Origin of the sequence: Devosia nitrariae (assembly GCF_030160115.1) — a bacterium.
GTDB classification, from domain to species: domain Bacteria; phylum Pseudomonadota; class Alphaproteobacteria; order Rhizobiales; family Devosiaceae; genus Devosia; species Devosia nitrariae.
Genome location: NZ_BSNS01000024.1, coordinates 33,416 through 56,823 on the forward strand (window position 1 = coordinate 33,416; position 23,408 = coordinate 56,823).

At 64.4% G+C, this 23,408-nt stretch carries 22 protein-coding genes; 15 read left to right on the forward strand and 7 right to left on the reverse strand.

Annotated elements, in window-relative coordinates; translation table 11 throughout:
• Positions 1-56: 56 nt before the first annotated feature.
• Positions 57-3,392: a tetratricopeptide repeat protein gene (locus QQK18_RS22955; RefSeq protein WP_284342733.1), complete on the forward strand. Its 3,336-nt coding sequence runs from the start codon at positions 57-59 to the stop codon at positions 3,390-3,392.
• 32 nt (positions 3,393-3,424) lie between these two features.
• Here the strand turns inward: QQK18_RS22955 and fliP are convergent, their stop codons facing one another.
• Positions 3,425-4,207: a flagellar type III secretion system pore protein FliP gene (fliP, locus tag QQK18_RS22960; protein WP_379995359.1), complete on the reverse strand. Its 783-nt coding sequence runs from the start codon at positions 4,205-4,207 to the stop codon at positions 3,425-3,427.
• Positions 4,173-4,838 carry a flagellar biosynthetic protein FliO gene (locus QQK18_RS22965; RefSeq protein WP_284342734.1) on the reverse strand — a complete coding sequence of 222 codons (666 nt, stop codon included), beginning with the start codon at positions 4,836-4,838 and terminating at the stop codon, positions 4,173-4,175. The genes fliP and QQK18_RS22965 overlap by 35 nt, the downstream gene beginning before the upstream one ends.
• Before the next feature lie 280 nt (positions 4,839-5,118).
• On the opposite strand from QQK18_RS22965, the gene flgB reads away from it, so the two are divergent.
• The 7 genes from flgB to cckA all read left to right on the forward strand — a co-directional run bounded on the left by flgB (position 5,119) and on the right by cckA (position 11,458).
• On the forward strand, positions 5,119-5,517 hold the full coding sequence (gene flgB, locus QQK18_RS22970; RefSeq protein ID WP_284342735.1) for a flagellar basal body rod protein FlgB: 399 nt from the start codon (positions 5,119-5,121) through the stop codon (positions 5,515-5,517).
• A gap of 12 nt (positions 5,518-5,529) precedes the next feature.
• Positions 5,530-5,943, forward strand: a complete 414-nt coding sequence (gene flgC, locus QQK18_RS22975; protein ID WP_284342736.1) for a flagellar basal body rod protein FlgC — start codon at positions 5,530-5,532, stop codon at positions 5,941-5,943.
• 28 nt (positions 5,944-5,971) lie between these two features.
• Positions 5,972-6,325, forward strand: coding sequence for a flagellar hook-basal body complex protein FliE (gene fliE / locus QQK18_RS22980; RefSeq protein ID WP_284342737.1), 354 nt, complete (start codon positions 5,972-5,974; stop codon positions 6,323-6,325).
• Positions 6,326-6,496: 171 nt separating this feature from the next.
• Positions 6,497-6,763, forward strand: a complete 267-nt coding sequence (gene fliQ, locus QQK18_RS22985) for a flagellar biosynthesis protein FliQ (protein WP_284342738.1) — start codon at positions 6,497-6,499, stop codon at positions 6,761-6,763.
• Positions 6,764-6,780: 17 nt separating this feature from the next.
• Positions 6,781-7,548 carry a flagellar biosynthetic protein FliR gene (gene fliR / locus QQK18_RS22990; protein WP_284342739.1) on the forward strand — a complete coding sequence of 256 codons (768 nt, stop codon included), beginning with the start codon at positions 6,781-6,783 and terminating at the stop codon, positions 7,546-7,548.
• A 3-nt stretch (positions 7,549-7,551) separates the two neighbouring features.
• On the forward strand, positions 7,552-8,637 hold the full coding sequence (gene flhB / locus QQK18_RS22995) for a flagellar biosynthesis protein FlhB (protein WP_284342740.1): 1,086 nt from the start codon (positions 7,552-7,554) through the stop codon (positions 8,635-8,637).
• Between the two features lie 259 nt (positions 8,638-8,896).
• Complete coding sequence (gene cckA / locus QQK18_RS23000; protein WP_284342741.1) at positions 8,897-11,458, forward strand: cell cycle histidine kinase CckA; 2,562 nt, start codon at positions 8,897-8,899, stop codon at positions 11,456-11,458.
• 4 nt (positions 11,459-11,462) lie between these two features.
• Here cckA and QQK18_RS23005 read toward each other — a convergent pair whose 3' ends face one another.
• Entirely contained in the window at positions 11,463-12,353 is an 891-nt protein-coding gene (locus QQK18_RS23005) for an AraC family transcriptional regulator (protein WP_284342742.1), read from the reverse strand.
• A 199-nt stretch (positions 12,354-12,552) separates the two neighbouring features.
• Between QQK18_RS23005 and QQK18_RS23010 the strand changes: the two genes are divergently transcribed.
• Positions 12,553-12,687, forward strand: coding sequence for a hypothetical protein (locus QQK18_RS23010; protein ID WP_284342743.1), 135 nt, complete (start codon positions 12,553-12,555; stop codon positions 12,685-12,687).
• 13 nt (positions 12,688-12,700) lie between these two features.
• A complete protein-coding gene (locus tag QQK18_RS23015; RefSeq protein WP_379995356.1) occupies positions 12,701-12,955 on the forward strand; it encodes an Atu4866 domain-containing protein in 255 nt (84 codons plus the stop codon).
• 61 nt (positions 12,956-13,016) lie between these two features.
• On the opposite strand, the gene QQK18_RS23020 is transcribed toward QQK18_RS23015, so the two are convergent.
• Positions 13,017-14,039 carry an aldo/keto reductase gene (locus QQK18_RS23020; protein WP_284342745.1) on the reverse strand — a complete coding sequence of 341 codons (1,023 nt, stop codon included), beginning with the start codon at positions 14,037-14,039 and terminating at the stop codon, positions 13,017-13,019.
• A 62-nt stretch (positions 14,040-14,101) separates the two neighbouring features.
• Positions 14,102-15,334 carry an AI-2E family transporter gene (locus QQK18_RS23025; protein WP_284342746.1) on the reverse strand — a complete coding sequence of 411 codons (1,233 nt, stop codon included), beginning with the start codon at positions 15,332-15,334 and terminating at the stop codon, positions 14,102-14,104.
• A gap of 157 nt (positions 15,335-15,491) precedes the next feature.
• Here QQK18_RS23025 and QQK18_RS23030 point away from each other — a divergent pair, with 157 nt between their 5' ends.
• A complete protein-coding gene (locus QQK18_RS23030) occupies positions 15,492-15,824 on the forward strand; it encodes a hypothetical protein (RefSeq protein WP_284342747.1) in 333 nt (110 codons plus the stop codon).
• 9 nt (positions 15,825-15,833) lie between these two features.
• Here the strand turns inward: QQK18_RS23030 and araD1 are convergent, their stop codons facing one another.
• The gene (gene araD1 / locus QQK18_RS23035) at positions 15,834-16,829 is read right to left on the reverse strand and encodes an AraD1 family protein (protein ID WP_379995299.1); all 996 of its coding nucleotides are present in this window, start codon (positions 16,827-16,829) and stop codon (positions 15,834-15,836) included.
• Between the two features lie 331 nt (positions 16,830-17,160).
• Between araD1 and ribB the strand changes: the two genes are divergently transcribed.
• From ribB to recA, 3 genes are all read left to right on the forward strand, one after another.
• Positions 17,161-18,291: a 3,4-dihydroxy-2-butanone-4-phosphate synthase gene (gene ribB / locus QQK18_RS23040; protein WP_284342749.1), complete on the forward strand. Its 1,131-nt coding sequence runs from the start codon at positions 17,161-17,163 to the stop codon at positions 18,289-18,291.
• Positions 18,292-18,296: 5 nt separating this feature from the next.
• Positions 18,297-18,827, forward strand: a complete 531-nt coding sequence (locus QQK18_RS23045) for a P-loop NTPase family protein (protein WP_284342750.1) — start codon at positions 18,297-18,299, stop codon at positions 18,825-18,827.
• A 129-nt stretch (positions 18,828-18,956) separates the two neighbouring features.
• Entirely contained in the window at positions 18,957-20,027 is a 1,071-nt protein-coding gene (gene recA / locus QQK18_RS23050) for a recombinase RecA (RefSeq protein WP_284342751.1), read from the forward strand.
• An 83-nt stretch (positions 20,028-20,110) separates the two neighbouring features.
• Here the strand turns inward: recA and QQK18_RS23055 are convergent, their stop codons facing one another.
• On the reverse strand, positions 20,111-20,404 hold the full coding sequence (locus tag QQK18_RS23055; protein WP_284342752.1) for a DUF3850 domain-containing protein: 294 nt from the start codon (positions 20,402-20,404) through the stop codon (positions 20,111-20,113).
• Positions 20,405-20,750: 346 nt separating this feature from the next.
• Here QQK18_RS23055 and alaS point away from each other — a divergent pair, with 346 nt between their 5' ends.
• Positions 20,751-23,396 carry an alanine--tRNA ligase gene (gene alaS, locus QQK18_RS23060; protein ID WP_284343303.1) on the forward strand — a complete coding sequence of 882 codons (2,646 nt, stop codon included), beginning with the start codon at positions 20,751-20,753 and terminating at the stop codon, positions 23,394-23,396.
• The last annotated feature ends 12 nt before the right edge of the window (positions 23,397-23,408 follow it).

The window sequence follows — 23,408 nt, forward strand, 5'->3', positions numbered from 1 at the left end:
GGGAGCGGCTCGCGTTCCGTCGGAAAACGCCCTGAATAGTGTTAGGCGGGCGGGCCGTGGGGGCATTTTTCAAGTCGGGTTGCGGGAAGGCCGCGGCGGGCCTCGCCGTGGGTGCCGCAGTGGTGCTTTCGGTGCAGCCTGCGCCGGTGTTCGGCCTGGAACGGGCCCGGCTGTTCGTCACCCAGGAGGAAGGTTACGGGCGCCTCGTCCTCGGTTTTCCTGACCGCGACAAGCTGCCTCCCTACTATCTGCGCATGGACAACGGCGTGCTCTCGATCGAGTTCGAGGATGAAGTGAGCGTCGTGATGCCGGATGTCGAGGTGACACTGCCCGACTACATCTCCATCGCCCGCGTCGATCCCGATCTCAACGGCGTGCGCTTCGCCCTGCGCGGCGACTTCAACTTCAACAGCATCGAGGCGGGGGAAAGGCTCTTTGTCGACCTCCTGCCGCTTTCCTGGCGGGGCCTGCCGCCGAGCCTGCCGCAGGAGATCATCGACGAACTGGCAGAGCGGGCGCGGCTTGCCGCGATCGAGGCCGAGCGGCAGCGCAAGGCCCGCGACGTCGCCGAGCTTAATCCCGCTGCCGAGGTGCGCATCGGACGCAATCCCACATTCCTGCGGCTCCAGTTCAACTGGAACGTCGACACCACTGCCGCGTACGAACAGGTCGAAGACGAGGCGCGCATCGCCTTCGAGTGGCCGGTCGACGTCGATCTGATGGATCTCGCGCTCGACCTGCCGGTGGAGATCGCCTCGGTCGAGAGCGAGACGACGCCCGATGGCGCAGTGGTGAGCCTGAAGCTCGCCGAGGGCATCGAACCGCGCTTTTTTCAGAACTCGTCGCGCGAGTTCCTCCTCGATGTCGACCTGGCCGGCGTTTCCCTGCCCAAGATAGGGGTGGAGGACCTTGCCGCCGAAGCGGGCGATGCGCAAGCGGCCGAAGCCGCAGAGGCGTCCGTCGAGTCGGCTGCGAGCATGCCCCGGGCGATGTCGGCAGAGCCGGTTACGCCGTTCGTAACAGTCGTCGGCACGACTGCACGCATCGTCTTCCCCTTCGAGGAGGAGGTGCCTGCCGCCGTCTTCCGGCGCGGCGACACGCTCTGGATGCTTTTCGATACCGACGTCGCGATCACCGCACCGGAGGATCGGAGCAACCTCGGCGGCATCGCAGGCGCCTTTGAGGTAACGCCGGCGGGCGATGCGCAGGTGGTGCGCATCGCGCTCTCCGGGGAGCGTCTGGCAACGCTCGGATCCGAGGGACGGGCGTGGGTACTCTCTCTTGGTGATCTGGTCCTCGCGCCGACCGAGCCGGTGGGTTTTGCGCGCCGTCTCGGTCTCTCGGATCTCTACGAAATGACCGCAGACATGGCGCGGCCGGTGCGCGTTCATGAGTTCCGCGATCCCCAGGTCGGGGATGTCCTGAAGATCGTGACAGCCTATCCGCCCGCGCGTGGCGTGACGCGCACGTTCGACTATGTCGATTTCGATGCCCTGCGCAGCATCCATGGACTGGTGCTGCGTCCCGAGCACGAGGGCGTCGGCGTGAGGCTCGAGGGGGGGCTCGCCGTGGTCAGCGCCGAGCAGGGGCTGACGGTTTCCTCGCTCGACCAGGTGCGCCGCGAGACGTTCTTTGGCAGCGCCGCCCGGCGCGAAGGCTTCATTGACCTGACCCGGCTGACGCAAGGCGATCCCGCCGCGTTCGCGCAACGACGCAAGATGCTGATGGCGCAGGCCGCTGAAGGCGAGGGACGGGCGCGCGACATCGCCCGGCTCGAGTTGGCGCAGTTCTACGTCGCCAACCGCTTCGCCCACGAGGCGCTCGGCGTACTGCGGATGGTCGGCGTCGATTTCGAAGCCAGGGACGTACTGCGCAAGATCCGCATGACGCAGGCGATCGCCAACACGCTGGCGGGCCGTCCGCAGGAGGCCATCACCATCCTGCAGTCGCCGCTGTTGGCTACCGACGTCGATGCGTTGCTTTGGCGAGCCATCGCCAGGGTCGATGCGTCTGATTTCAAGGGGGGGCGCCAGGATGCGCAGGTTGCAGAGCCGGTTCTCGACAGCTACCCGACATGGGTCAAGGCGCGGTTCAGGCTCGCGGCGGTGCGGGCGGCAGTGGAAACTGGCGACGCCGGCATGGCCAAGCGCCTGTTCGAAGCGATCGATTTTGCTGAACTCAACCTTGAACAGACGAGCCTCTATCATTTGCTCGAGGGGCGCCTGGCCGAGCTCGAGGGGCGGCCCGAGGATGCCATGGACATGTACGGGCAGGTGATCGCAGCCGATATCCGCCCTACGCGTGCCGAGGCGATCTACCGCACGCTGCAACTCCTCGATGGGGCCGATAACCTCGATGCCGGCAAGGCTGCGGAGACCCTTGCGGCGGAGGCGATGCTCTGGCGGGGCGGGCCGCTCGAGGCCGAGATGCAGAAGATGCTCACCGACCTCTATTATCGCGAGGGCGCCTATCGGCAGGGCTTCGAGACCGTGCGGCAGGCGATGGCCGCCTCTACCGAAAGCGCGGCGATCAACGCCATGCGAGACGAGGCGCAACGGGTATTCGCCGATCTCTTCCTCAATGGACGTGCCGACACGCTGGCACCAGTCGATGCGCTCGGGCTCTATTACGATTTCCGGCAACTGACGCCGCCGGGTGCGCGCGGCGACGAGATGATCCGGAACCTGGCGCGCCGGCTGATCCGGGTCGATCTGTTGGGGCAGGCCGCGGAACTCCTTCAATACCAGCTCGAGAACCGCCTCAGGGGCGTTGCGCGCAGCCAGATCGCCGCCGACCTCGCGGTCGTCTACCTTGCCGATCGCAGGCCGCAGGATGCCCTGCGTGTCCTAACCGGCACGCGCTTGCCGGACATATCGACGACGCTTGCCCGTCAGCGGCGGGTGCTCGAGGCTCGGGCGCTGATCGAGGTCGGCCGGCACGAGTTGGCGCTCGACATGATACGCGACATGAGCGGACGCGATATCGACCTGATGCGGATCGAAGCCAACTGGAAGGCCGGCCGCTATGAGGTGGCCGCGGGTATGCTCGAGGCTATCTACTCGCCAGAGACAGGGCCACTCACTCAGGCCGAGCGCATGAGCATCGTCAAGGCAGCGGTCGGTTTCGTGCTCGCCGACGACCGGCTGGGCGTCTCACGGCTGCGCAGCAAGTTCGGAGAACGTCTGGTGACGACCCCGGAATGGGCAATGTTCGACTATGTGACTTCGGCCATCCAGCCTACCAGCCTCGAATTCCGCCAAGTGGCGCGCGAGGTGGCGGCCATCGACGGCCTCAACGCGTTCCTTGCCTCCTACCGGCAGGTCTATGAGTCCGAGGGCGCCCTTGCTCCCGCTCAGGCAAGCCAGGCGCAGGCGTCGGTCGCGAGCCGGTAATGTCTTTGCACTATCGCCTCCGCCGCCCAGGGCTATCCTGACGCAAAGCTTCTCACCAGCGAGCCGGCGACGAGATACCAGCCGTCGACCAGGACGAAGAAGATGAGCTTGAAGGGCAGCGAGATCACCACTGGGGGCAGCATCATCATGCCCATCGACATCAGCACCGAGGCGACCACCATGTCGATGATGACAAAGGGCAGGAACAGCAGGAAGCCGATCTCGAAGGCGCGGCGCAACTCCGAAATCATGAAGGCCGGGATCAGCAGTTGCAGAGCGATGGCCTCGGGCTCGTCGGGGGGCGTGGCTTCGGTCAAATCGTAGAAAAGGGCGAGGTCCTGTTCGCGCACGTTGGCGCGCATGAATTCATGGACGGGCGCTGCGGCGCGTCCGAACGCCTCGGTCGTCTCGATCTGGCCGGCGAGCAGCGGGGCAATGCCCTGGTCGTACGATTGCTGGAGGGTCGGAGCCATCACGAAGATGGTCAGGAACAGCGCCAGCGACACCATGACCGAATTGGGCGGAGCCGTCTGCAGACCGATCGCGGTCCTCAGCAGTGAGAGCACCACCACGATACGGGTAAAGCTCGTCACCATCACCAGAAGCGATGGAGCAAGCGAGAGGACGGTGATCAACCCGATGAGCTGGACGGCGCGTTCGGTCAGCGTCGCATCGTCGCCGAAATCGATCGAGACGTTCTGGGCAAAGGCGAGGGAGGGAACGAGGAGCAGCGCGGCGAAAGCGGCAAGCGCGAGAAGCCGCCTGCGGCGCCGGTGCGCGTCAGCGGCCGTCGCGGGCGCGCCCTTCCGCCTCAGCCTGAGCCTTGTCGTCGTCACCGCCGCTCCGATCGCCCCCGGTTTCGTCACCGAAGTCTTTAGCTGAGTCGCGAGCGGCAATCGCCGAATTCTCGGCAACCTGTGGAAGAGCCGGTTCCTCACGCAGACCCGGGTGGCGCAGTGCGCCATTGCGGCGGCCGGTTGCCGCGCGCAGGCGGTCGAGCGGTGAGACGTTGGAAGTGGACTCAACCGGTGCCGGCGTCGTGGAGGGGGCGGGCACCGGAGCGAGCGCGGCAGCTGGGCGCGGCGTCGTCGGCGGCTGGGCGGGCTTTGTGGGTGAGGGCGCCCTGTGCACCGGGACGGGCCGCGCCGGCGCCTCTGCTGCGGGGATGCCGGTCTCGATGACAAGATCTGTCGGGCCGCCGGTCAGGATCAGGTGCTCGATATTATCGCGACGCACGATCAGCAGTTGCCGCCTGGGGTCGACGGCGAGCTGCTCGACGAGCATCAGGCGGCGGTTGCGGCCACGTCCGACCCGGCCCGTTGTGCCGGTCAGCAGCCGCAGCAGCCATGTGGCGATGACAATGAGCAGAATGACGATGCCGAGCGCGAACAGCGCCGTCAGCCACATATTGCCGGAGCCTCCGAAAAGGCTGGTCAGGAACTGCACGAGTCGTACCTCACAGAATCACTTTGCCGCCTTTTTGGCGGTACGCATCTCGACCAACGCAATAGCAGGTTCGCAAAAGCAAGGGAATCCGCAAGCCATCGCCTCGCGGGGACAAGTCCGGTTGTCAGTGGGCACAAATTGCCGCTGGCCGCCGGCAAAATCGCAAAATGCGAGACTTGCGGCGAGCAATTCGCCGGCCGTTAACGAGCCATTAACCATCCGCACGGCAGATTTTGCCCAGTTGCTAAACGGAAACAGCGGGGGTGCGGCTGTGGATCTGATGAACCTTCCCATATTCTCGGCGCTTGGCGAAAAAATGCGCTGGCATCAGACGAGGCAAGGGCTTCTGGCCGAAAACGTGGCCAACGCCGAAACGCCCGGTTATAGGGGGCGCGATCTCAAGGTCTTCGACGTCGAGGCCCAGTCGTCCGGGGTTTCCCGGACCGGGGTTTCGACCGCCGTCACCCAGCCCCGGCACATTCCGGTCAATGCGGGTGGGGCGAGCGCGTTCGGCGCTCAGCGCATCAACAGCTTCGAAATCACGCCCTCGGGCAACGGCGTCACCCTCGAGGACGAGATGATGAAGGTGACCACCAACCAGATGGACTATCAGGCCGCCACCACCCTCTATCAAAAATCCGTCAGGATCCTGCGCACGGCGCTCGGGCGGCAGGCATAACGGGACCTTTCCATGACCGACTTTTCCACTTCGCTCCGCATCGCGGCGACTGGCTTGCATGCCCAGACCGCACGCATGCGTGTCATCGCAGAGAATCTCGCCAACGCCGACTCGGCCGGCCACACGCCGGAGGAGGACCCCTACCGCCGGCGCGTGCCCACATTTCGGGCGGAGTATGATCGGGAACTGGATGCGACCAAGGTCGCCGTGGGGCGTCTTGCCTACGACATGAGCGAGTTCACCACGCGCTACGAGCCGGGTCATCCGGCCGCCGACGATACCGGCTATGTCCGCTATCCCAATATCGATCCGCTGATAGAAGCAATGGACATGCGCGAAGCCCAGCGGACCTACGAGGCCAACCTCAACGTTGTCTCCGTCACCCGCCAGATGCTGGGGCAGACCCTCGACATTCTGCGCGGCTAACCATTTTGCCCTTTAAAGGATTTGAAAGATGACCGTCACCGCACTCAACGCGGCTGCCGCCTATGGTAATGTCGCCAATCTGCTCAACAAGGGGGCCAAGCCGCAAACCGACCTGATTGCAAGCGCCGGTTCGCCGCTCGATTTTGCCGCAGCGCCAGCACCCGGCGGAGATTTCGCTTCGCTGCTGGCCGAGAACGTGCAGGGGGTGATCGACCAGGGCAGGGTCTCCGAGCAGACGGCGCTCGAGACCATCAGCGGCAAGGCCAGCACCGTCGACATGGTGACCGCCATTTCGCAGACCGAGATGGCTATCGAGACCATGGTTACAGTACGCGACCGGGTGATCTCGGCCTACGAACAGATCATGCAGATGCCGATCTGACGCCAATCGAGCCGACCGACCGACTCGTAGAGCTGGCGCGTTTTCGAACCGCAAAAGCGGTACCCATCTCGGATCCAGTCCGGGACAGGCTTTTTGCTGAAAATGCTAGCACATGCGGGACGGCGGCGACTCGGCTAGGATGGTCGGCAACGCTGCGCCAGTGAGAAGAGCATGACCGGAGCCGAAGTCCTCGATATCGCCCGGGAAGGCGTCTGGGTGCTGATCATCGCCTCGCTGCCTATGATGCTGGTGGGGCTCATCGTCGGTGTCGTCATCGCGCTCTTTCAGGCCCTGACGCAGATCCAGGAAATGACGCTGGTCTTCGTCCCGAAGATCCTCGCCATCTTCATCACCATGCTCATCGCGCTGCCGTTCCTCGGGGCCACCATGTCCGGCTACATGGATCGCATCGTCGACATGATCATCGTGGGCGGCTAGGCGATGGTCCATCCGGCATGACCGTTGCGCTCGACTGGCTGCCGCAGGCCGCCTACTTTTACCTCCTCATCTTTGCGCGGTTGAGCGCCTTCCTGATGCTGGTGCCGGCGCTAGGTGAAGACACCATCCCGCGCAACCTGCGCCTGGCCTTTGCGCTGGCGCTGACCCTCGTCCTTTATCCGCTGCTTTTTGAGTACCTGCCTGCCATGCCCGGCGGCATGGAGGGCATTGTCGGGGCAGTGCTGCGCGAGGTTGCCGTCGGCCTGATGCTCGGGGCCATTACCCGTATCCTCGTTATGGCGACGCAAGTGGCCGGCGCGATCGTAGCCTTCCAGTCGGGTCTCAGCGTGGCGCAGGCCGCGGACCCGACCCAGGGCGGGATACAGGGAGCGGTGTTCGGCAGCTTCCTGTCATTCCTTGGCATCGCCTTGATCTTTGCCACAGACCTCCATCACGTGACGCTGGCGGCGATCTATGACAGCTATATGGTGTTCGACCCAAAGGCCGAGCTGATGCTCAGTGATGCCGCCGAGCTGGCGGTCACCACCGTTGCCAATGCCTTCACCATCGGGGTGCAGATGTCGGCCCCGTTCATCGTCTTCGGCCTCGTTTTCAATCTCGGGGCGGGAATCCTCGCCCGCCTGATGCCGCAGCTGCAGGTCTTTTTCATCCTGATGCCGGCCAACATCCTTGCCGGGCTCGTGCTCTTCGCGCTGCTGCTGACGATGATGATGGGTTGGTACCTGACTGCCTTCGAAAACCACCTTGCGATGCTACGAGGTTAGGCGATGTCGGACGAAGCCCCCGAGCAATCCAGCAAGACAGAAGATCCTTCCCATAAAAAGCTCGAGGACGCACACAAGAAGGGCGACGTCGCCAAGAGCCAGGAAGTGACGACCTGGTTCATGCTCCTGGGCTCGGCGGTGATATTCGCCATGATGGCGCCGGGAACCAGCGCAGCCCTGATGCTCGAGATGAGGGACCTCATCGCCAATGCCGACCGCTTCGAGGTCGGCGGGCCCGCGCTTGGCACGTTCTTCAACGGTCTGGCGATATCGGTTTTTTCCATCGCACTGGTGCCGCTGCTGGTCTTGTCGGTCTGCGCGGTGGCGGCCAATCTCCTCCAGCACCGGCCGTTGCTTTCCATCGACCCGATCATCCCGCGTCTGTCCAAGATATCGCCGTTACAGGGGGCCAAGCGCCTGTTCTCGGGCGAGGCGATCGTCAATTTCGTCAAAGGCCTCATCAAGATCGTGGTGGTGGCCGCGGCGGTCCTTTATGCGATCTGGCCCGAGCGTGACCGGCTCGATACGATGATGACCGCCGATCCGATGCTGATCCTCGCCGACTTCCAGGCGCTCGGCATCAAGATCTTCCTGGCAGCCCTTGTCGTCGTTACCCTGATCGCGGGCGCCGACCTCCTCTACCAGCGCAACAAGTGGTGGAAGAAGCAGATGATGACGCTGCAGGAGACCCGCGACGAATACAAGCAAATGGAGGGCGACCCCAAGGTCAAGGGCCGGATACGACAGCTCCGGCAGGAGCGGGCGCGCCAGCGGATGATGGCGGCGGTGCCCGACGCCACGGTCGTCATCACCAATCCCACGCACTTCGCCGTGGCGTTGAAGTACGACCAGACCATGCGCGCGCCCGTGTGCGTCGCCAAGGGCGTCGACGCGGTGGCGCTGCGCATTCGCGCCAGGGCCGAAGAGCACGCCGTGCCCGTGGTCGAGAACCCACCGTTGGCGCGCGCGCTCTTCAAAAGCGTCGATGTCGATGAAACCATTCCGGCCGAGCACTTCAAGGCGGTGGCGCAAGTCATCGGCTATGTCATGCGCCTCGAGCGCCACGCCGGCTGGAAGGCCGAAAGGTAGTATAGAGCTTTTCATGTTCCGATAGCATCGGAACGTGTTGCCCCAGATCTCGAATTACCGCGTTTTCGAACCGCAAAAGTGGTGACCACCTCTGCTGAAAACGCTCTAAGGGGCAAAAAAGCCGCCGAGAGGTGGAAAAGCGATCGGCCTGGGGGGTAAACAAAGGGTAAAGTCTCCTCACCCTGCGACCCATTTGCTAGAGGATTGGACGGCGCCCCGATTCGCCCGCCTTCCGGCCACTGGAGCTAAAGCGACCCCGATGGCATCGACGCTCGACGAGGACAACTATCCCGACCCGCTGGTGTCGCGGGGGCGGGGCTCCGGACTGTGGCGGGTTGCCGTGCTCGCGGTGGTGCTTATTGCCTGCGCAGTAGCCTTTGCCCTCTTTGGTGATCGCATACCGGTCGACGTGGTCATGACCTTTGTCGGCCTCCTGGCGGTCGTCGGCGTCTTCTGCCTGTTTGCGCTGGCCTCGGGACTCTTCCGGTTCGCCAGCGGCGAAGAACGGCGCACGGTCTCGCGCGCCATGGTCGACAGCCTGCCCTACGGCGCGCTGGTTGCCGACCGGGACGGACGGATCGTCTACGTCAATGCCCAGTACGGCGCGTTCGCGGGCGGTTTCGCCAATGGCGTGCCCGTGGGCGTGCCGCGGCTCTTTGCCGGCCAGGCGGAGGCGAGCGAAGCCATCTATCGGCTCTCGCGCGCGGCCAAGGACGGACGTAGCGCCGTCGAGGACATCCGCATCGTCGGCGGCCTCGGCGGGCGCGAGGCAGACCCGATGCGCGCTTACTGGTACCGGGTTTCCGTGCGCCCGTTGCCCGAGACCGACGAGTTCAGGCGTGGTGCGGTCGCCTGGTCGGTTGAGGACATCACCCGCGACAAGGAGAATATCGAGGTCGCCTTCCGCGATCTGCAACGCGCCATCGACTATCTCGACCACGCGCCGGCCGGCTTCTTCTCGGCGGACGCAGAGGGGCGCATCCAGTACCTCAACTCGACGCTCGCCGACTGGCTTGGCTACGATCTGGCAGAGTTCAATTCCGGGCATCTCGGGCTGCAGGACATCGTGCGCGGAGACGGAGCAACGCTGCTGATGCGCGGGCGCGGGGACGGGGAAATCCGCACCGAGATCATCGATCTCGACCTCGTGCGCCGCAACGGTATGACGTTCCCCGTGCGCCTCCTGCATCGGGCTGCAAGGCTTGCCGACGGTGAGCTTGGCGAAACGCGCACGCTGGTGCTCGACCAGACCAATGCGCCCGACACCGAGGAGGAGCTGCGGGCGGCCGAGGTGCGTTTTTCGCGCTTCTTCAACGATACGCCCTTTGCCATCGCCACTCTCGACGGGAACGGCCGGATCGTGCGCACCAACGCCCCGTTCGGGCGCATCTTTCGCTGGTCGGGCGAGGAAAAGAGCCTCGAGCTGCAGCCGATGGCCGAGCTCATCAGCGAGGCCGCGCGCGAGAGATTCGCCCGCGCCGTCGCGGACGCGGCCGCCCACAAGTCGGAGATACAGCCGGTCGATGCCCAGCTCAGCGCGGCGGGAGACCATGCGGTGCGCCTTTACGTCTCCGGTTCAGAAACCAGCGCCGGCTCGCCCGAGAGCATCAACGTCTATGCGCTCGACATGACCGATCAGCGCAAGCTCGAGGCCCAATTCGCCCAAAGCCAGAAGATGCAAGCGGTCGGCCAGCTCGCTGGCGGGGTCGCGCACGACTTCAACAACCTCCTCACAGCCATCATCGGGTTTTCCGACCTGCTCCTCCTGAAGCACAAGCCGGGCGATCCCTCGTTCAGCGAACTGATGCAGATCAAGCAGAACGCCAACCGGGCCGCCGGGCTCACCCGCCAGCTCCTGGCCTTCTCGCGCCAGCAGACGTTGCGGCCGCAAGTGCTGGAACTGCCGCTGATCATCGATGACTTGTCCGTCCTTTTCAAACGCATCATCGGGGATCGGATCACGCTCGACGTCGAGCACGGCCGCAGCATCTGGCCGGTGCGGGCGGACCTCGTCCAGCTCGAGCAGGTGATCATCAATCTCGTCGTCAACGCGCGCGACGCCATGCCCGAAGGCGGCTCAATCACCATCCGCACGGACAATGTGAGCGCGGCGGAGGCAGCCCGCTTCAACTTCGAAGGATTTGTGCCAGCCGACTACGTGCTCATCGAAGTCGAGGACACCGGCACCGGCATGCCACCGGAGGTCCTGGCCAAGATCTTCGAGCCGTTCTTTACCACCAAGGAACTGGGCAAGGGCACCGGCCTTGGCCTCTCGACCGTCTACGGCATCATCAAGCAGACCGAAGGGTTCATCTATCCGATCTCCGTGGTCGGAGCTGGCACCACCTTCAAGATCTTCCTGCCCCGCTATGCCCAGGTGGCCGCGGAGCCGGCCGGCAAGGCCGCGGCGCCGGTCAAGGACCTGACCGGCCACGAGCGCATCCTGCTCGTCGAAGACGAGGAGAGCGTACGCGCCTTCTCGGCCCGGGCATTGCGGGTGACCGGCTACGAGGTGCACGAGGCTGAAGGCGGCGAGGAAGCGCTCGAGGTGCTCGATGATCTCGGCTACGAAGTCGATCTCATCATCTCCGACGTGGTGATGCCGGAAATGGACGGACCGACGCTCTTGAAGCACGTGCGCAAGAGGGCGGCGGACCTCAAGGTCATCTTCGTGTCCGGCTACGCCGAGGACAGCGTGCGCCGCGACATCGAGGACGACCAGAGCGTCGATTTCCTGCCCAAGCCCTATACGCTCGATCAGATCAACTCCAAGGTGAAAGACGTGCTGAGCCGCGCCGGCGGGCGGGAGGCCGAGAGCTAAGTGATCAGGCTTCGGCGAAGCGGTCCGGATCTGATTTCAGCCGGGCGACATCGCGGAGGGGCGGTGCGCCGAAGAGCCGCGCATATTCGCGGCTGAACTGGGACGGGCTGTCGTAGCCCACCCGGTGGCCCGCGGTCGCCGCGTCAGCGGATTGGCTCAGGATCAGCCGACGCGCCTCCTGCAGCCGGAGTTGCTTCTGGTATTGCAGCGGACTCATGCTGGTGACCTGCTTGAAATGCTCGTGCAGCGACGACGCGCTCATGCCGGCCTCGGACGCCACGACCTCGATGCTGAACGGCTTGTCGAAATTTTCGCGGATCCAGACGATGGCACGACTGACCTGCTCCATACGGCTCGCGCCCAACGCGATCTGCTGCAGGCGCGCGGCCTGCTCTCCGGTCAGTAACCGATAAAGGATTTCCTTTTCGATCATCGGGGCCAGCACCTGCACGTCTCTCGGGTTCGAGAGCGTGCGCACCAGACGCGTCGCAGCATCGCGCAGGTCGGCGGTGGCAAGCGCCAACCCGATGCCGGGGCCTGGGGGAAGCAGCATTGGCCGCTGGCGCATTTCCATGATGATCTCGGAGAGCAGTGCTGAATCGAGTTCGAGCCGCAGGCAGAGGTACGGCAACTCGGGCGTCGCCTCGATCACGTGACCAACGATCGGCAGGTCGACGGAGACAACGAGGCAGTGCTCGCCGCCATAGGTGAAGGGGGCGTCGCCGAGCATGACCTGCTTACGCCCTTGGGCGACGATGCAGACGGCTGGACGATGGATTCCGTGCACCGGCTGGGTGGGCTGCGACATGCGCACGAGCTGCAATCGGTCCAAGGCGGTTGCATGAATCCCGTCGACCTCACAGAATTGCGCAATTGCCTGGGACAGTGGATCCATTGAAAGAGCCTCCATTGAAGCCTGTACTCTGAGGATTTCTTCTACAGGTGGGGCTCAAAGGTTGGAAGTCCAATCGTCGTCTCCTGGAGGATCGTGCAATCAACGTGGAGCATTGCTCTACCGCTCTTCCACCCCGCGATGGCATTGAGAGAGCCGCGGCGGGCGGCGATGCCCGACCTCTTTGGAAGGAGCGATCAGCATGAACACGAATATCCAGACGTTTTTCGGCGAAATCCTTCCCGGCCTGCTTGCAACGCTGCGCAACGAACCGGTGCGCTGGCTGCGCGCCGCGTCACGGCGCACACCGCGCCGCCGGCGCGGTATGAACGGGTAGCCGGCTCTGGCAGCTGGAGGTTAGCATGACCGATTTTCGACGCAGCTGGTCTTTGGGAGACATAGGACGGCTGATCCGCCACGAACTGCTGGCCGGTGGGCGCTATGTCGAAGCGCGCGGTGCCTGCGAGGCTGCCTATCGCGGCCGCTATCGAGTGACCGGCAACCATATCGATTATGTCGACGATACCGGCTTTACGGCCGACGGCGATTTCCGCGACGGCGTACTCTCTCACGCCGGCATGGTGCTGCGGCGGCGCCCGGTCTAGAGCGGATTTTTCACGAAGAACCGGTTCCCCACTTTTCGCACTCAGTGCCGCGAGACAGGGGTCAGCCCGCAACTTCACCCGGAATCGGCGTTCCCGGCGCCAGCAGGCCCTTGTCGGCCAGCCGCGTCCAGAGCTCGCTGGGAACAGGCGTCTTCCACCAGTCGATGATGCCGTCCAGTTCTTCGGGACTGCGCGGGCCCGGGAGCACGTTACAGACGGCGGGGTGGGTCAACGGGAACTGCAGGGCCGCGGCGGGCAACGGCACGCCAAATTCCTTGCACACCGTTTCGATAGCGGCAACGCGCCGGACGACGTCCTCGGGCGCCTTGGCGTAGTTCCAGGTCGAGCCGCCGACGAGGATGCCGGAGTTGAACGGGCCGCCCACAACCACCGAGGCACCGCGCTTAAGGCAGGTGGTCATGAACGGGTCGAGGGACGTCTGTTCGAGCAGCGTATAGCGGCCGGCCAACAGGAATACGTCCCAGTCGCCGAGCGCGAAAGCATCCATCAGCACCTGCCATTCGTTGACGCCGAGGCCAATGGCCTTGACGGTTCCCCCGTCGCGCAGCTCGCGCAGTGCCTTGTAACCACCGGTGACGAGCTGGTTCCAGAGCGGCTTGTTGCCTTCCTCCCCATGGGTCATGACGCCGATGTCGTGAACGTAGAGGATGTCGACGGCATTGAGGCCGAGGCGCTGCAGGCTGTCCTCGAACGAGCGCATGATGCCGTCATAGGAGTAGTCGTAAAGCTCGTCGAACGGCAGGGGGTCGACCCAGTTGTGCGGCTTTGCCCAACTGTCCTTGATCGGCTTCAGCAGCCGGCCGACCTTGGTCGACAGCACGGTGCCCTCGCGCTTGCCGCGCAGCGCGTTGCCCATGATGTGCTCGGAGCGCCCGTAGCCGTATTGCGGTGCGGTATCGAAATAGGTGATGCCCGCCTGGAGCGCGCGGGCAACGGTCGAGCGCGCGGTCTCCTCCGACACGCCGGTGAAGATGCCGGCAAGGCTTGCTCCGCCAAGGCCGAGCGCGGTGACGTCGAGCCCCGTCCGTCCCACCTTGCGTTTTTCGAATGCGATCGCGCCCATGGCTCATCCTCCGGTTGCGCGGATAACTGACATGTTAGTTACGTGAGGTAAAGGGCGTTGCGTTAGCCGGTCTCGAGCGGCGCCGCAACCTTGGCGGGCTTGCCCGCGATGGGCGATTCCCCGGCAGCCGTCTCCGGCTCCGGTGTGCCGGCGATCTCCCGCTCCTTGGCCTCGATTTCGGCGGTATCGAGATCGCGTACCCATTCACGCCAGATGGACACCAGCAGCGCCATCAGCACCGGGCCGATGAAGAGGCCGACGAACCCCATGGTCTTGACCCCACCGATAAGGCCGAAAAAGGTCGGCAGGAACGGCAGCTTGATTGGGCCGCCGACAAGCTTGGGGCGCAGCGTCTTGTCGACGATGAAGAGTTCGACCGAGCCCCAGGTCAGGAGCGCCAGGCCCTGGAAGACGGAGCCGCTGGCGACAAGGTAGACCGAGACCAGGGTGAAGGAGAGCGGAGCGCCGCCGGGGATCATGGCAGCGATGGCGGTGATGATGCCGAGGGTGACCGGCGATGGGGCGCCGGCAAGCCAATAGGCGGTGCCGAGCACGATGCCCTCGCCGATGGCGATAATGGTCATACCGGTCACGGTCGAAGCGATGGTGGCGGGTACGACGCGCGAGATGCGGTTCCAGCGCATGGGAAAGATGCGCTCGCCGAATCGATCGAGCTGCGCGGCGAACCCCGCCCCGTCCCGATAGACGAAGAGCAGGGCGATGATCATGAAGAGGAGGTTGAGGAGAAACCCTAAGGTTCCGCTTCCGAAGGCGAGGACGGATCTATAGATGTTGCCGATATTGGCCCCGCCCACGCCCTGGACCAACGCACCGAGCGCCCCAGGCTCCCCAACATATCGAACCCACTGCGCGATCATCCAGTCTCCGGCAAATGGTACGGTTGCGAACCATTCTGGTGCCGGTGCGCCGGAACGGTTGGCTTCGAGCGCCCATTGCAGGATCGCCTGCACCTCGCGCACGGCATAGGAAACGGCCATCAGCAGCGGCACGACGAGGAAGGCGACGATGATGGCGATCATGAACGAGGCGGCGAGCGTCCTGTTGCCGTTGAACCAGGCCAGTACGCGCCGGTAGGCCGGCCAGCTGGCAAAGCCGATGATGAGCGCCGCCAGTACCGGCACGAGAAAGCCGTGGAAGAAATAGACGCAGGCCGCCAGGATCAGGAGGATCAGCCAGCGCGCGGCCGAAAGCGGCGGAATGATCGCTGCGCGCGGCGACGTCGAGGTGCCAAGGAGGCGCGGTTCGCGCAAATGGCTGGCATTGGGATCGTGCAAGGCGCTTTGCTTTCGGTTCCGGGACCCTGAATGAGCGGCAGGTTGAGGCTTTGGCGGACGTGAATCAAGCTGCTTGATGGCGCAGCGCCGATCACGCTTCAAGGAACGAAATCGGCGCGCGGTTGTTTTCCTCCATTGCCAGCCGTGGGAGGGAGAGATGGCCATCAACACCACGCCGACAAAAGCAATCGAGCAGCAGATCAACGACCTGCGCGACCAGGTCGGCCGCATCACGCATCTCCTGACGGACCGGGGCGTCGACGTCAAGGACTTGAGGGCCGGCGCCCAGGGCGTGGCTGGTGGGTTGGCGACCACGGCGCGCGGCGCGGTCGAGCGCGTCCGGCACGAGACGGCAGACGTCGCCGAAGCGGCACGGGAGCATCCCGTGGCGACTACGACCGTACTCGCGAGCGTGGCGGCAGTCGCTTTTGCGCTCGGTTTCCTGCTTGCCAGTAATGCGGCCTACGACCACCGCCACCGCTGGTTCTGACGGTTTCCCTCAGTAAAGCGGTGCGACCTTGACCGGTCGTTCCGCCTCTGTCCTGACCGCATTGGTGAGCGGCAGGCCGAACTGGCTTTCACCGATCTCGAATATATCCCCGTTTTGCGTCGCAACGCCGTCGGCAAAAGAGAGGGTCGCCGTGCCGAACATGTGGACGTGGACGTCGCCTGGCGTGCGGAACAGGTCGTATTTGAAGTGGTGGTATTCGAGGTTGGCGATGGTATGGCTCATGTTGTCCTCGCCTGACAGGAACGGCTTTTCCCAGATGGCTGTACCGTTCCGTACGATGCGCGAGGTCCCCTCGATGTGAGCCGGCAGGTCGCCGAGACGCAGCTCCGGTCCGAATGAACAGGACCTGAGCTTGGAGTGGGCGAGGTAGAGATAGTTGACCCGCTCGGTCACGTGGTCGGAGAACTCGTTGGCGATGGCAAAGCCCAGGCGGCGCGGCTGCCCGTCGGCGTCGATCACGTAGATGCCGGCGATCTCGGGTTCCTCGCCCGCGTCTTTGGCGAACGACGGGGAGGGGATGGGCCGGCCGGGTGCGACGACGCAATAGCCGTTGCCCTTGTAGAACCATTCCGGCTGCACGCCGATAGCGCCGGGCGCGGGCTTGCCGCCCTCCAGGCCCATGCGGAACATCTTCATGGAATCGGTCAGGTTCTCTTCGGTCTTGGTGCCGGCAGACTTATGCATGGCATCGCGCGTTGCGGCCGAGCCCAGATGGGTGAGACCCGTGCCCGTCACGTAGAGGTGGGCCGGATCCGGATGGTCGATGGGCGAGAGCATGCGGCCCTCGGCCAGGATCGCTGCATGGTCGAGGTTTTCGCCTAGCCCGCGGCGCGTCACGAGCGTCGTCAGGCTCTCGCCCTCGGCGATGGCGGCCATGGCCAGATGATAGACGCTCTCGGCCCCGTTCACCCGCTGTGCCCGGCCACTCTCGACCACGCCCACGGCCCGTCCGCCATCCACATCGCGAAACTGGAAGATGTTCACGCCGCGCTCCCCTCGGTTCATGCGCAAAGAATTGTCCGGCGCGCATAGAACCCAAGAGGGGGGCTTTCGTCCAGTCCCCAAGCGCTTGTTCTTCGCAGAGTCCGGTCCTTATCAATTTTTCCGATAGGGATTGTCCGATTGCGATGGTGGGGGCGGGCGCCTATACCGACCGGCAGGTTGGAGCTTTTCCCGTTCCGATTGAATCGGAACGGGAACACTCGGTTGTTGAATTGGCGCGTTTTCGAACCGCAAAGTGGTCTCCATCCCGGATCAAGTCCGGGACAGGCTTTTTGCTGAAAACGCTCTGGACGGTGGCGCGGTGGAAGACGGCATGGAACTGGACAGGATCGAGGCAGCCATTGCCGCCATCGCGGCGGGCGAGCTGGTGGTGGTCGTCGACGACACCGATCGCGAGAACGAGGGCGACCTGATCATGGCCGCGAGCAAGGCGACGGCCGACAAGATCGCCTTCATGATCCGGCACACGAGCGGCATCATCTGCGTGCCGATGCCAGCGGAACGGGCGGCCGCGCTCGATCTATCGCCTATGGTTGCCAACAACATCGATCCTTTCCGGACGGCCTTTACCGTCACCGTCGACTACAAGGTCGGCATGACGACGGGAATCGCGGCCAGCGAGCGCGCTGCGACCATCCGGGCGCTCGCCGGCGGCAACGCGGCCACCTCGGATTTCATCCGGCCCGGCCACATCTTCCCGCTGATCGCCCGCGAGGGCGGAGTGCTCGCGCGCTCCGGCCACACCGAAGCAGGTGTGGACCTGGCACGGCTCGCCGGCCTCGAGCCCGCCGGCGTTCTCGCCGAGATCGTCAACGACGACGGCACGGTCAAGCGCTTGCCCGAACTCGTCGCCTTCGCGCGCGAGCATGACCTCAGGATCGTCTCGATCGAAGACCTCATCGCCTACCGGCTCCGGCACGAGGCGTTCTTGAAGCGCGTGGCGGTGGTACCGGCGGTCGTCTCAGGCCTCTCGGCCGAGGCCTATGCCTACGAGACCGCGTTCGATTCCGTCCAGCAGGTCGCGCTCGTTATCGGAGAGGTGGCGGGCAAGACAGCCGTTCCCTGCCGCATCATCCGCGAACAGCCCCTGCGCGATCTGCTGGCGCGCGGCGGGACCGAGCCGGATCCGGTCGCACGCGCCGTTGCCGAGATCAAGACGCGCGGGCGGTGCGGCGTCATCCTCCTCCTGCGCGGGACCGAGGCCCTCGTTGCCGAGCCCGACGGGCGCCGCCCCCCGCAGCCCCTGACCGCAGAGACCGAAGACGACGAGCGGCACGGCAGTGCCCTGAGGCGGATGGAAGGCTGGCGTGAGGTGGGGCTCGGCGCGCAAATCCTGCGCGACCTCGGCGTGACTTCGATTGCCGTGATGACCGGCTCGGGCCGTCAGTATGTCGGACTCGGGGGCTTCGGCATCGAGATCGCCGAGACCATCCTCCTGGGTTGAACCTGATGGAGCGCGTCGTCATCGCCGGGTGCCCTGGGGCCGGTAAGTCGACAGCGGCAAGGCGGCTTGCCGAAATCACCGGCTTGCCCGTGGTTCATCTCGACCGGCACTACTGGCAGCCCGGCTGGACGAGGCCTGACCCGGAAGACTGGCAGGAAACCGTGAGCGAACTTGCCGCCCGCCCGCGCTGGATCATGGACGGCAACTACGGCAGCACACTCAACTTGAGGCTGGCGGCCGCCGACACGCTGATCCACCTGGATTTCTCGACGTTCGTCTGCGCTTCGCGGGTTCTGCGCCGCACGCTGACCGGGCTCGGCGGACAACGCGGCGGAGAACTGGGCGACGGCTGCCAGGAGAGGCTGGACTGGCCGTTCTTCCAGTTCGTCCTCAACTATCGGCGCACGCGCCGGGACCGCGACCTGGAAGTCATGTCCGGGTTCGGCGGAACCGTTTACCGGATGGAATCACCCCGGCAGCTCGAATCGTTGTTTCGCCTGTTTGCGAAAAGGCCATTCGCCGTAGCGGAAATTTAGGCCGGAAGCACTTTCCCCATTGACAGAACCGAAACAAAATGAGAACAAAATAAGCACATTGAGGGCACAACGAGGATCAAACCGGTGCGTTGCGCCGGCCCTTCGAGCGTGAAATAAGGAGACCAGACGATGAGCAATTCACCGCTTCGCGTTATCGAAGGGGGTTCCATGGATAAGGACAAGGCGCTGGCGGCAGCGCTGAGCCAGATCGAGCGCAATTTCGGCAAGGGCTCGATCATGCGCCTTGGCGAGAACACCGCCATCGAGGTCGAATCGATCTCGACCGGCTCGCTCGGGCTCGACATTGCGCTCGGCATCGGCGGTCTGCCCAAGGGCCGCATCGTCGAGATTTTCGGGCCGGAAAGCTCGGGCAAGACGACGCTGGCGCTGCATGTCGTTGCCGAGGCGCAGAAGAATGGCGGCATTTGCGCGTTCGTGGATGCCGAGCATGCACTCGATCCGGTTTACGCCAGGAAGCTCGGCGTCAACATCGACGATCTCCTCATCTCCCAGCCGGACGCGGGCGAGCAGGCGCTCGAGATCACCGATACGCTGGTGCGGTCGGGAGCTATCGACGTGCTCGTGGTCGATTCGGTCGCTGCGCTCACGCCCCGCGCCGAACTCGAAGGCGAGATGGGCGATTCGCTGCCCGGTCTGCAGGCGCGCCTGATGAGCCAGGCCATGCGCAAGCTCACCGCCTCGATTTCCAAGTCCAAGTGCATGGTCATCTTCATCAACCAGATCCGCATGAAGATCGGGGTGATGTTCGGCTCGCCCGAGACCACGACCGGCGGCAACGCCCTGAAATTCTATGCGTCCGTCCGCCTCGACATCCGCCGCATCGGCGCGATCAAGGACCGCGAGGAGATCGTGGGCAACCAGACGCGGGTCAAGGTCGTCAAGAACAAGCTCGCCCCACCGTTCCGCCAGGTCGAATTCGACATCATGTATGGTGAGGGCATCTCCAAGACCGGTGAACTCATCGATCTTGGCGTCAAGAGCGGGATCGTCGAGAAGTCCGGCGCCTGGTTCTCCTATGACAGCCAGCGCCTGGGGCAGGGGCGCGACAATTCCAAGCAGTTCCTCAAGGACAATCCGGAAATCGCCAATGTCATCGAGCAAGGCGTACGAGAGAGCGCCGGGCTTTTGAGCGATGCGCTGCTCGCCGTCGAAGGTCCGGAGAGCCTCGAGGAAGACTGATCGTTCTCCCATGCAGGGACTTCTGCGGAGGCGCCGGGCAACCGGCGCCTTTCTCGTAGCCGCGGGGCGGAATCTGAGCTGAACTAATCGGAACCGGAATTGACCGGGAGCAGCGAGATGGCCTGTAGCCCGTGTTGTCGTATCTGGTCGACGGTCCAGTACATTTCCAACTCTTCCTGCATCCAGCGGCCGACATGGCCGACCCGGCGCTCGAGCGTGCGGCCCGTGTACGAGGACGACTTCGGGTCCCACTCCTTGAGCACCAGAATATCTCCCTCTTCGACCTTGTAGTCGCCCAGGCGGAGCTCGTAGGTCTTTCTCCCGTCGAGCACCCGCTGAAATCCATCCGGCCACAACCGCTTCTCAATCCGCCGCATCTCATGCTCTCCCAATTCTCTTGCGTCAGCGTTAGCCCAAGCATCAAAGACCCGATAGAATTTCTTCCTTACCAATCCACCCGAGGTCGGTGGCGCGAAGGACTAGATGGGGGCGCTGCGACGGTGCTCCCGCACGAGTGTTGTTTCCCAGAGCCGGATGCGGTGGACGAGCGGCGTGCCCCGATCGCAAGGTCATGAGGCCTGAGCAACGCTCCAGCAGGTTCCGTTGCGCAGCGCAAAACGGGCCCTCGGCAATGCTGGACGCAGCCCGGGCGGCGCGATAAAAGCCATCGATTGTTCAAGGGGGCGCCGGACGGTGCCCGATCCCCGTGACGAAAGCCAGGTGATGACGAGCGTTAATGATATCCGGTCGAGTTTTGTCGAGTACTTTCGCCGCGAGGGCCATGAGCAAGTGGCCTCCGGACCGCTGGTGCCGCGCAACGATCCGACGCTGATGTTCACCAACTCCGGCATGGTTCCGTTCAAGAACGTCTTCACAGGCCTCGAAAAGCGCCCTTATTCAACCGCGACGAGCGCGCAGAAATGCGTGCGCGCGGGCGGCAAGCACAACGACCTCGACAATGTTGGTTTCACCGCACGCCACCACACCTTCTTCGAGATGCTGGGCAACTTCTCGTTCGGCGACTATTTCAAAGAGCGCGCCATCGAACTCGCCTGGGGGCTGATCACCCGCGACTGGGGACTGCCCAAGGATCGGCTGATGGTCACCGTCTATGAGGACGACGACGAAGCGGCCGGACTCTGGAAGAGGATCGCAGGCTTTTCCGACGACAAGATCGTGCGGCTTGGGGCCAAGTCGAACTTCTGGCAGATGGCCGATACCGGTCCGTGCGGGCCCAACTCGGAGATCTTTTTTGATCACGGCGAGACCATTGCAGGTGGCCCGCCGGGTTCGCCCGACGAGGACGGCGATCGTTTTGTCGAGATCTGGAATCTCGTCTTCATGCAGTTCGAGCAGCACCCGGACGGTTCGCGCACGAACCTGCCCAAGCCCTCGATCGATACCGGCATGGGCCTCGAACGCGTGGCCACCGTGCTGCAGGGGGTCCACAGCAATTACGACATCGATCTTTTCAAGGCCCTGATCGCCTCGGCCGCGCAGGTGACCGGTACTGAGCCTGGCGGGCCGGGAACGACAAGCCGGCAGGTGATGGCCGATCACCTGCGCGCCATGTCCTTCCTCATTGCCGAAGGCGTACTGCCGTCCAATGAAGGGCGTGGCTATGTCTTGCGGCGCATCATGCGCCGCGCCATGCGCCATGCAACGCTGCTAGGTGCCAGCGAGCCGGTCATCCACAAGATGGTGCCGGTCCTCGTACGTGAGATGGGACAGGCCTATCCAGAGCTTGCGCGTGGCGAGGCGATGATTGCCGAGACGGTGCGGCTCGAAGAAGGGCGGTTCCTGAAGACGCTGGGTCGGGGCCTGCAGATCCTTGCCGAGGAAACCGAGGGGATGGGCGAGGGCGCGACGCTTTCGGGCGAAACTGCTTTCCGGCTCTACGATACTTACGGCTTCCCGCTGGACCTGACACAGGATGCGCTGCGCACGCGCAGCATCAGCGTCGATCAGGCCGGGTTCGATGCGGCCATGGCTCGCCAGAAAGCCGAGGCGCGCAAGAGCTGGGCGGGATCCGGTGAGGCGCGTACGGACCAGGTGTGGTTCGCCATCGCCGACAGGGAAGGGCCGACCGAGTTCCTTGGCTATGAGACGGAAGTGGCCGAGGGTGAGGTCAGGGCGCTTGTCAGGGACGGCGCCGAGGTTGCCGCGATCGCGGCCGGCGAGGAAGGCTTCGCGGTCTTCAACCAGACCCCGTTCTACGGAGAGAGCGGCGGCCAGATCGGCGATACCGGCATGATCTGGGGCGAGGAGGGCGTCGTCGTCGACGTTGTCGACACGCAGAAGTTCCATGGCGTCTTTGCCCACAAGGTGAAGGTCGCCGAGGGCACGCTCAAGGTTGGACAAGCCCTGGAGCTTGTCGTCGACCACGATCGCCGTTCAACGATCCGCGCCAACCATTCGGCGACGCACCTTCTGCACGAGGCGCTGCGGCAGGTGTTGGGTGAGCATGTGGCGCAGAGGGGCTCGCTCGTCGCGCCCGACCGGCTGCGTTTCGACTTCGTCCACACAAAACCCATGACGCCGCAGGAGATCGCCGAGGTCGAGGATATCGCCAACGCCAAGGTCCTCCAGAACGCGCCGGTCGAGACCCGGCTGATGGGGGTCGAGGAGGCCAAGGAATCAGGCGCGCGCGCGCTCTTTGGCGAGAAATACGGCGACGAAGTGCGTGTTGTTTCCATGGGCGAGGCGACCGGCAATGCGCTCGGCTGGTCGGTCGAGCTTTGCGGAGGCACGCATGTCCGACGGACCGGCGACATCGGGTTGATCTCGGTCGTTTCGGAAAGCGCCGTTGCGGCCGGAGTGCGCCGTATCGAGGCACTGACGGCAAATGCCGCCCGACACCGCGCTAACGCCAATGTCGCCATCGTCAGCACCGCGGCCTCGCTGCTGCGTTCGGGGCCGCACGAGGTGCTCGAGCGTATCGAGGCGCTGCAGGAACAGGTCAAGCGTTCCGAGCGGGCGCTCGCCGAGGCGCGGCAGAAGCTCGCCATGGGTGGGGGCGCAGGCAACGGCGCGGCGCAGACCGAAACGGTCAACGGGGTCACTTTCATCGGCCGTATCGTCGAGGGGCTGCAGCCAAGGGACCTGCGCGGGCTGGTCGATCAAGCCAAAAAGCAGGTGGGCTCGGGCGTCGTCGCTATCGTCGGGGTGACCGAGGATGGCAAGGCCGGGGTGGCGGTCGGTGTCACAGACGACCTTGTCGCTCGGGTCTCCGCGGTCGATCTGGTACGTGCCGGTTCGGCCGCGCTCGGTGGACAGGGTGGGGGCGGACGGCCAGACATGGCCCAGGCCGGCGGTCCGGACGGTAGCAAGGCAGACGACGCCATCGGCGCCATCCGCGCCGCGCTCTGAACGCAAAGAAAA

Coding starts and splice junctions, on each gene's coding strand:
- flgC (WP_284342736.1), top strand. CDS start 5,530: ATGACCGACTTTTCCACTTCGCTCCGCATCGCGGCGACTGGCTTGCAT.
- fliQ (WP_284342738.1), top strand. CDS start 6,497: ATGACCGGAGCCGAAGTCCTCGATATCGCCCGGGAAGGCGTCTGGGTG.
- recA (WP_284342751.1), top strand. CDS start 18,957: ATGAGCAATTCACCGCTTCGCGTTATCGAAGGGGGTTCCATGGATAAG.
- QQK18_RS23005 (WP_284342742.1), bottom strand. CDS start 12,353: ATGGATCCACTGTCCCAGGCAATTGCGCAATTCTGTGAGGTCGACGGG.
- QQK18_RS23020 (WP_284342745.1), bottom strand. CDS start 14,039: ATGGGCGCGATCGCATTCGAAAAACGCAAGGTGGGACGGACGGGGCTC.
- QQK18_RS23055 (WP_284342752.1), bottom strand. CDS start 20,404: ATGCGGCGGATTGAGAAGCGGTTGTGGCCGGATGGATTTCAGCGGGTG.
- ribB (WP_284342749.1), top strand. CDS start 17,161: ATGGAACTGGACAGGATCGAGGCAGCCATTGCCGCCATCGCGGCGGGC.
- QQK18_RS23045 (WP_284342750.1), top strand. CDS start 18,297: ATGGAGCGCGTCGTCATCGCCGGGTGCCCTGGGGCCGGTAAGTCGACA.
- fliE (WP_284342737.1), top strand. CDS start 5,972: ATGACCGTCACCGCACTCAACGCGGCTGCCGCCTATGGTAATGTCGCC.
- QQK18_RS23010 (WP_284342743.1), top strand. CDS start 12,553: ATGAACACGAATATCCAGACGTTTTTCGGCGAAATCCTTCCCGGCCTG.
- alaS (WP_284343303.1), top strand. CDS start 20,751: ATGACGAGCGTTAATGATATCCGGTCGAGTTTTGTCGAGTACTTTCGC.
- flgB (WP_284342735.1), top strand. CDS start 5,119: ATGAACCTTCCCATATTCTCGGCGCTTGGCGAAAAAATGCGCTGGCAT.
- fliR (WP_284342739.1), top strand. CDS start 6,781: ATGACCGTTGCGCTCGACTGGCTGCCGCAGGCCGCCTACTTTTACCTC.
- cckA (WP_284342741.1), top strand. CDS start 8,897: ATGGCATCGACGCTCGACGAGGACAACTATCCCGACCCGCTGGTGTCG.
- flhB (WP_284342740.1), top strand. CDS start 7,552: ATGTCGGACGAAGCCCCCGAGCAATCCAGCAAGACAGAAGATCCTTCC.
- QQK18_RS23030 (WP_284342747.1), top strand. CDS start 15,492: ATGGCCATCAACACCACGCCGACAAAAGCAATCGAGCAGCAGATCAAC.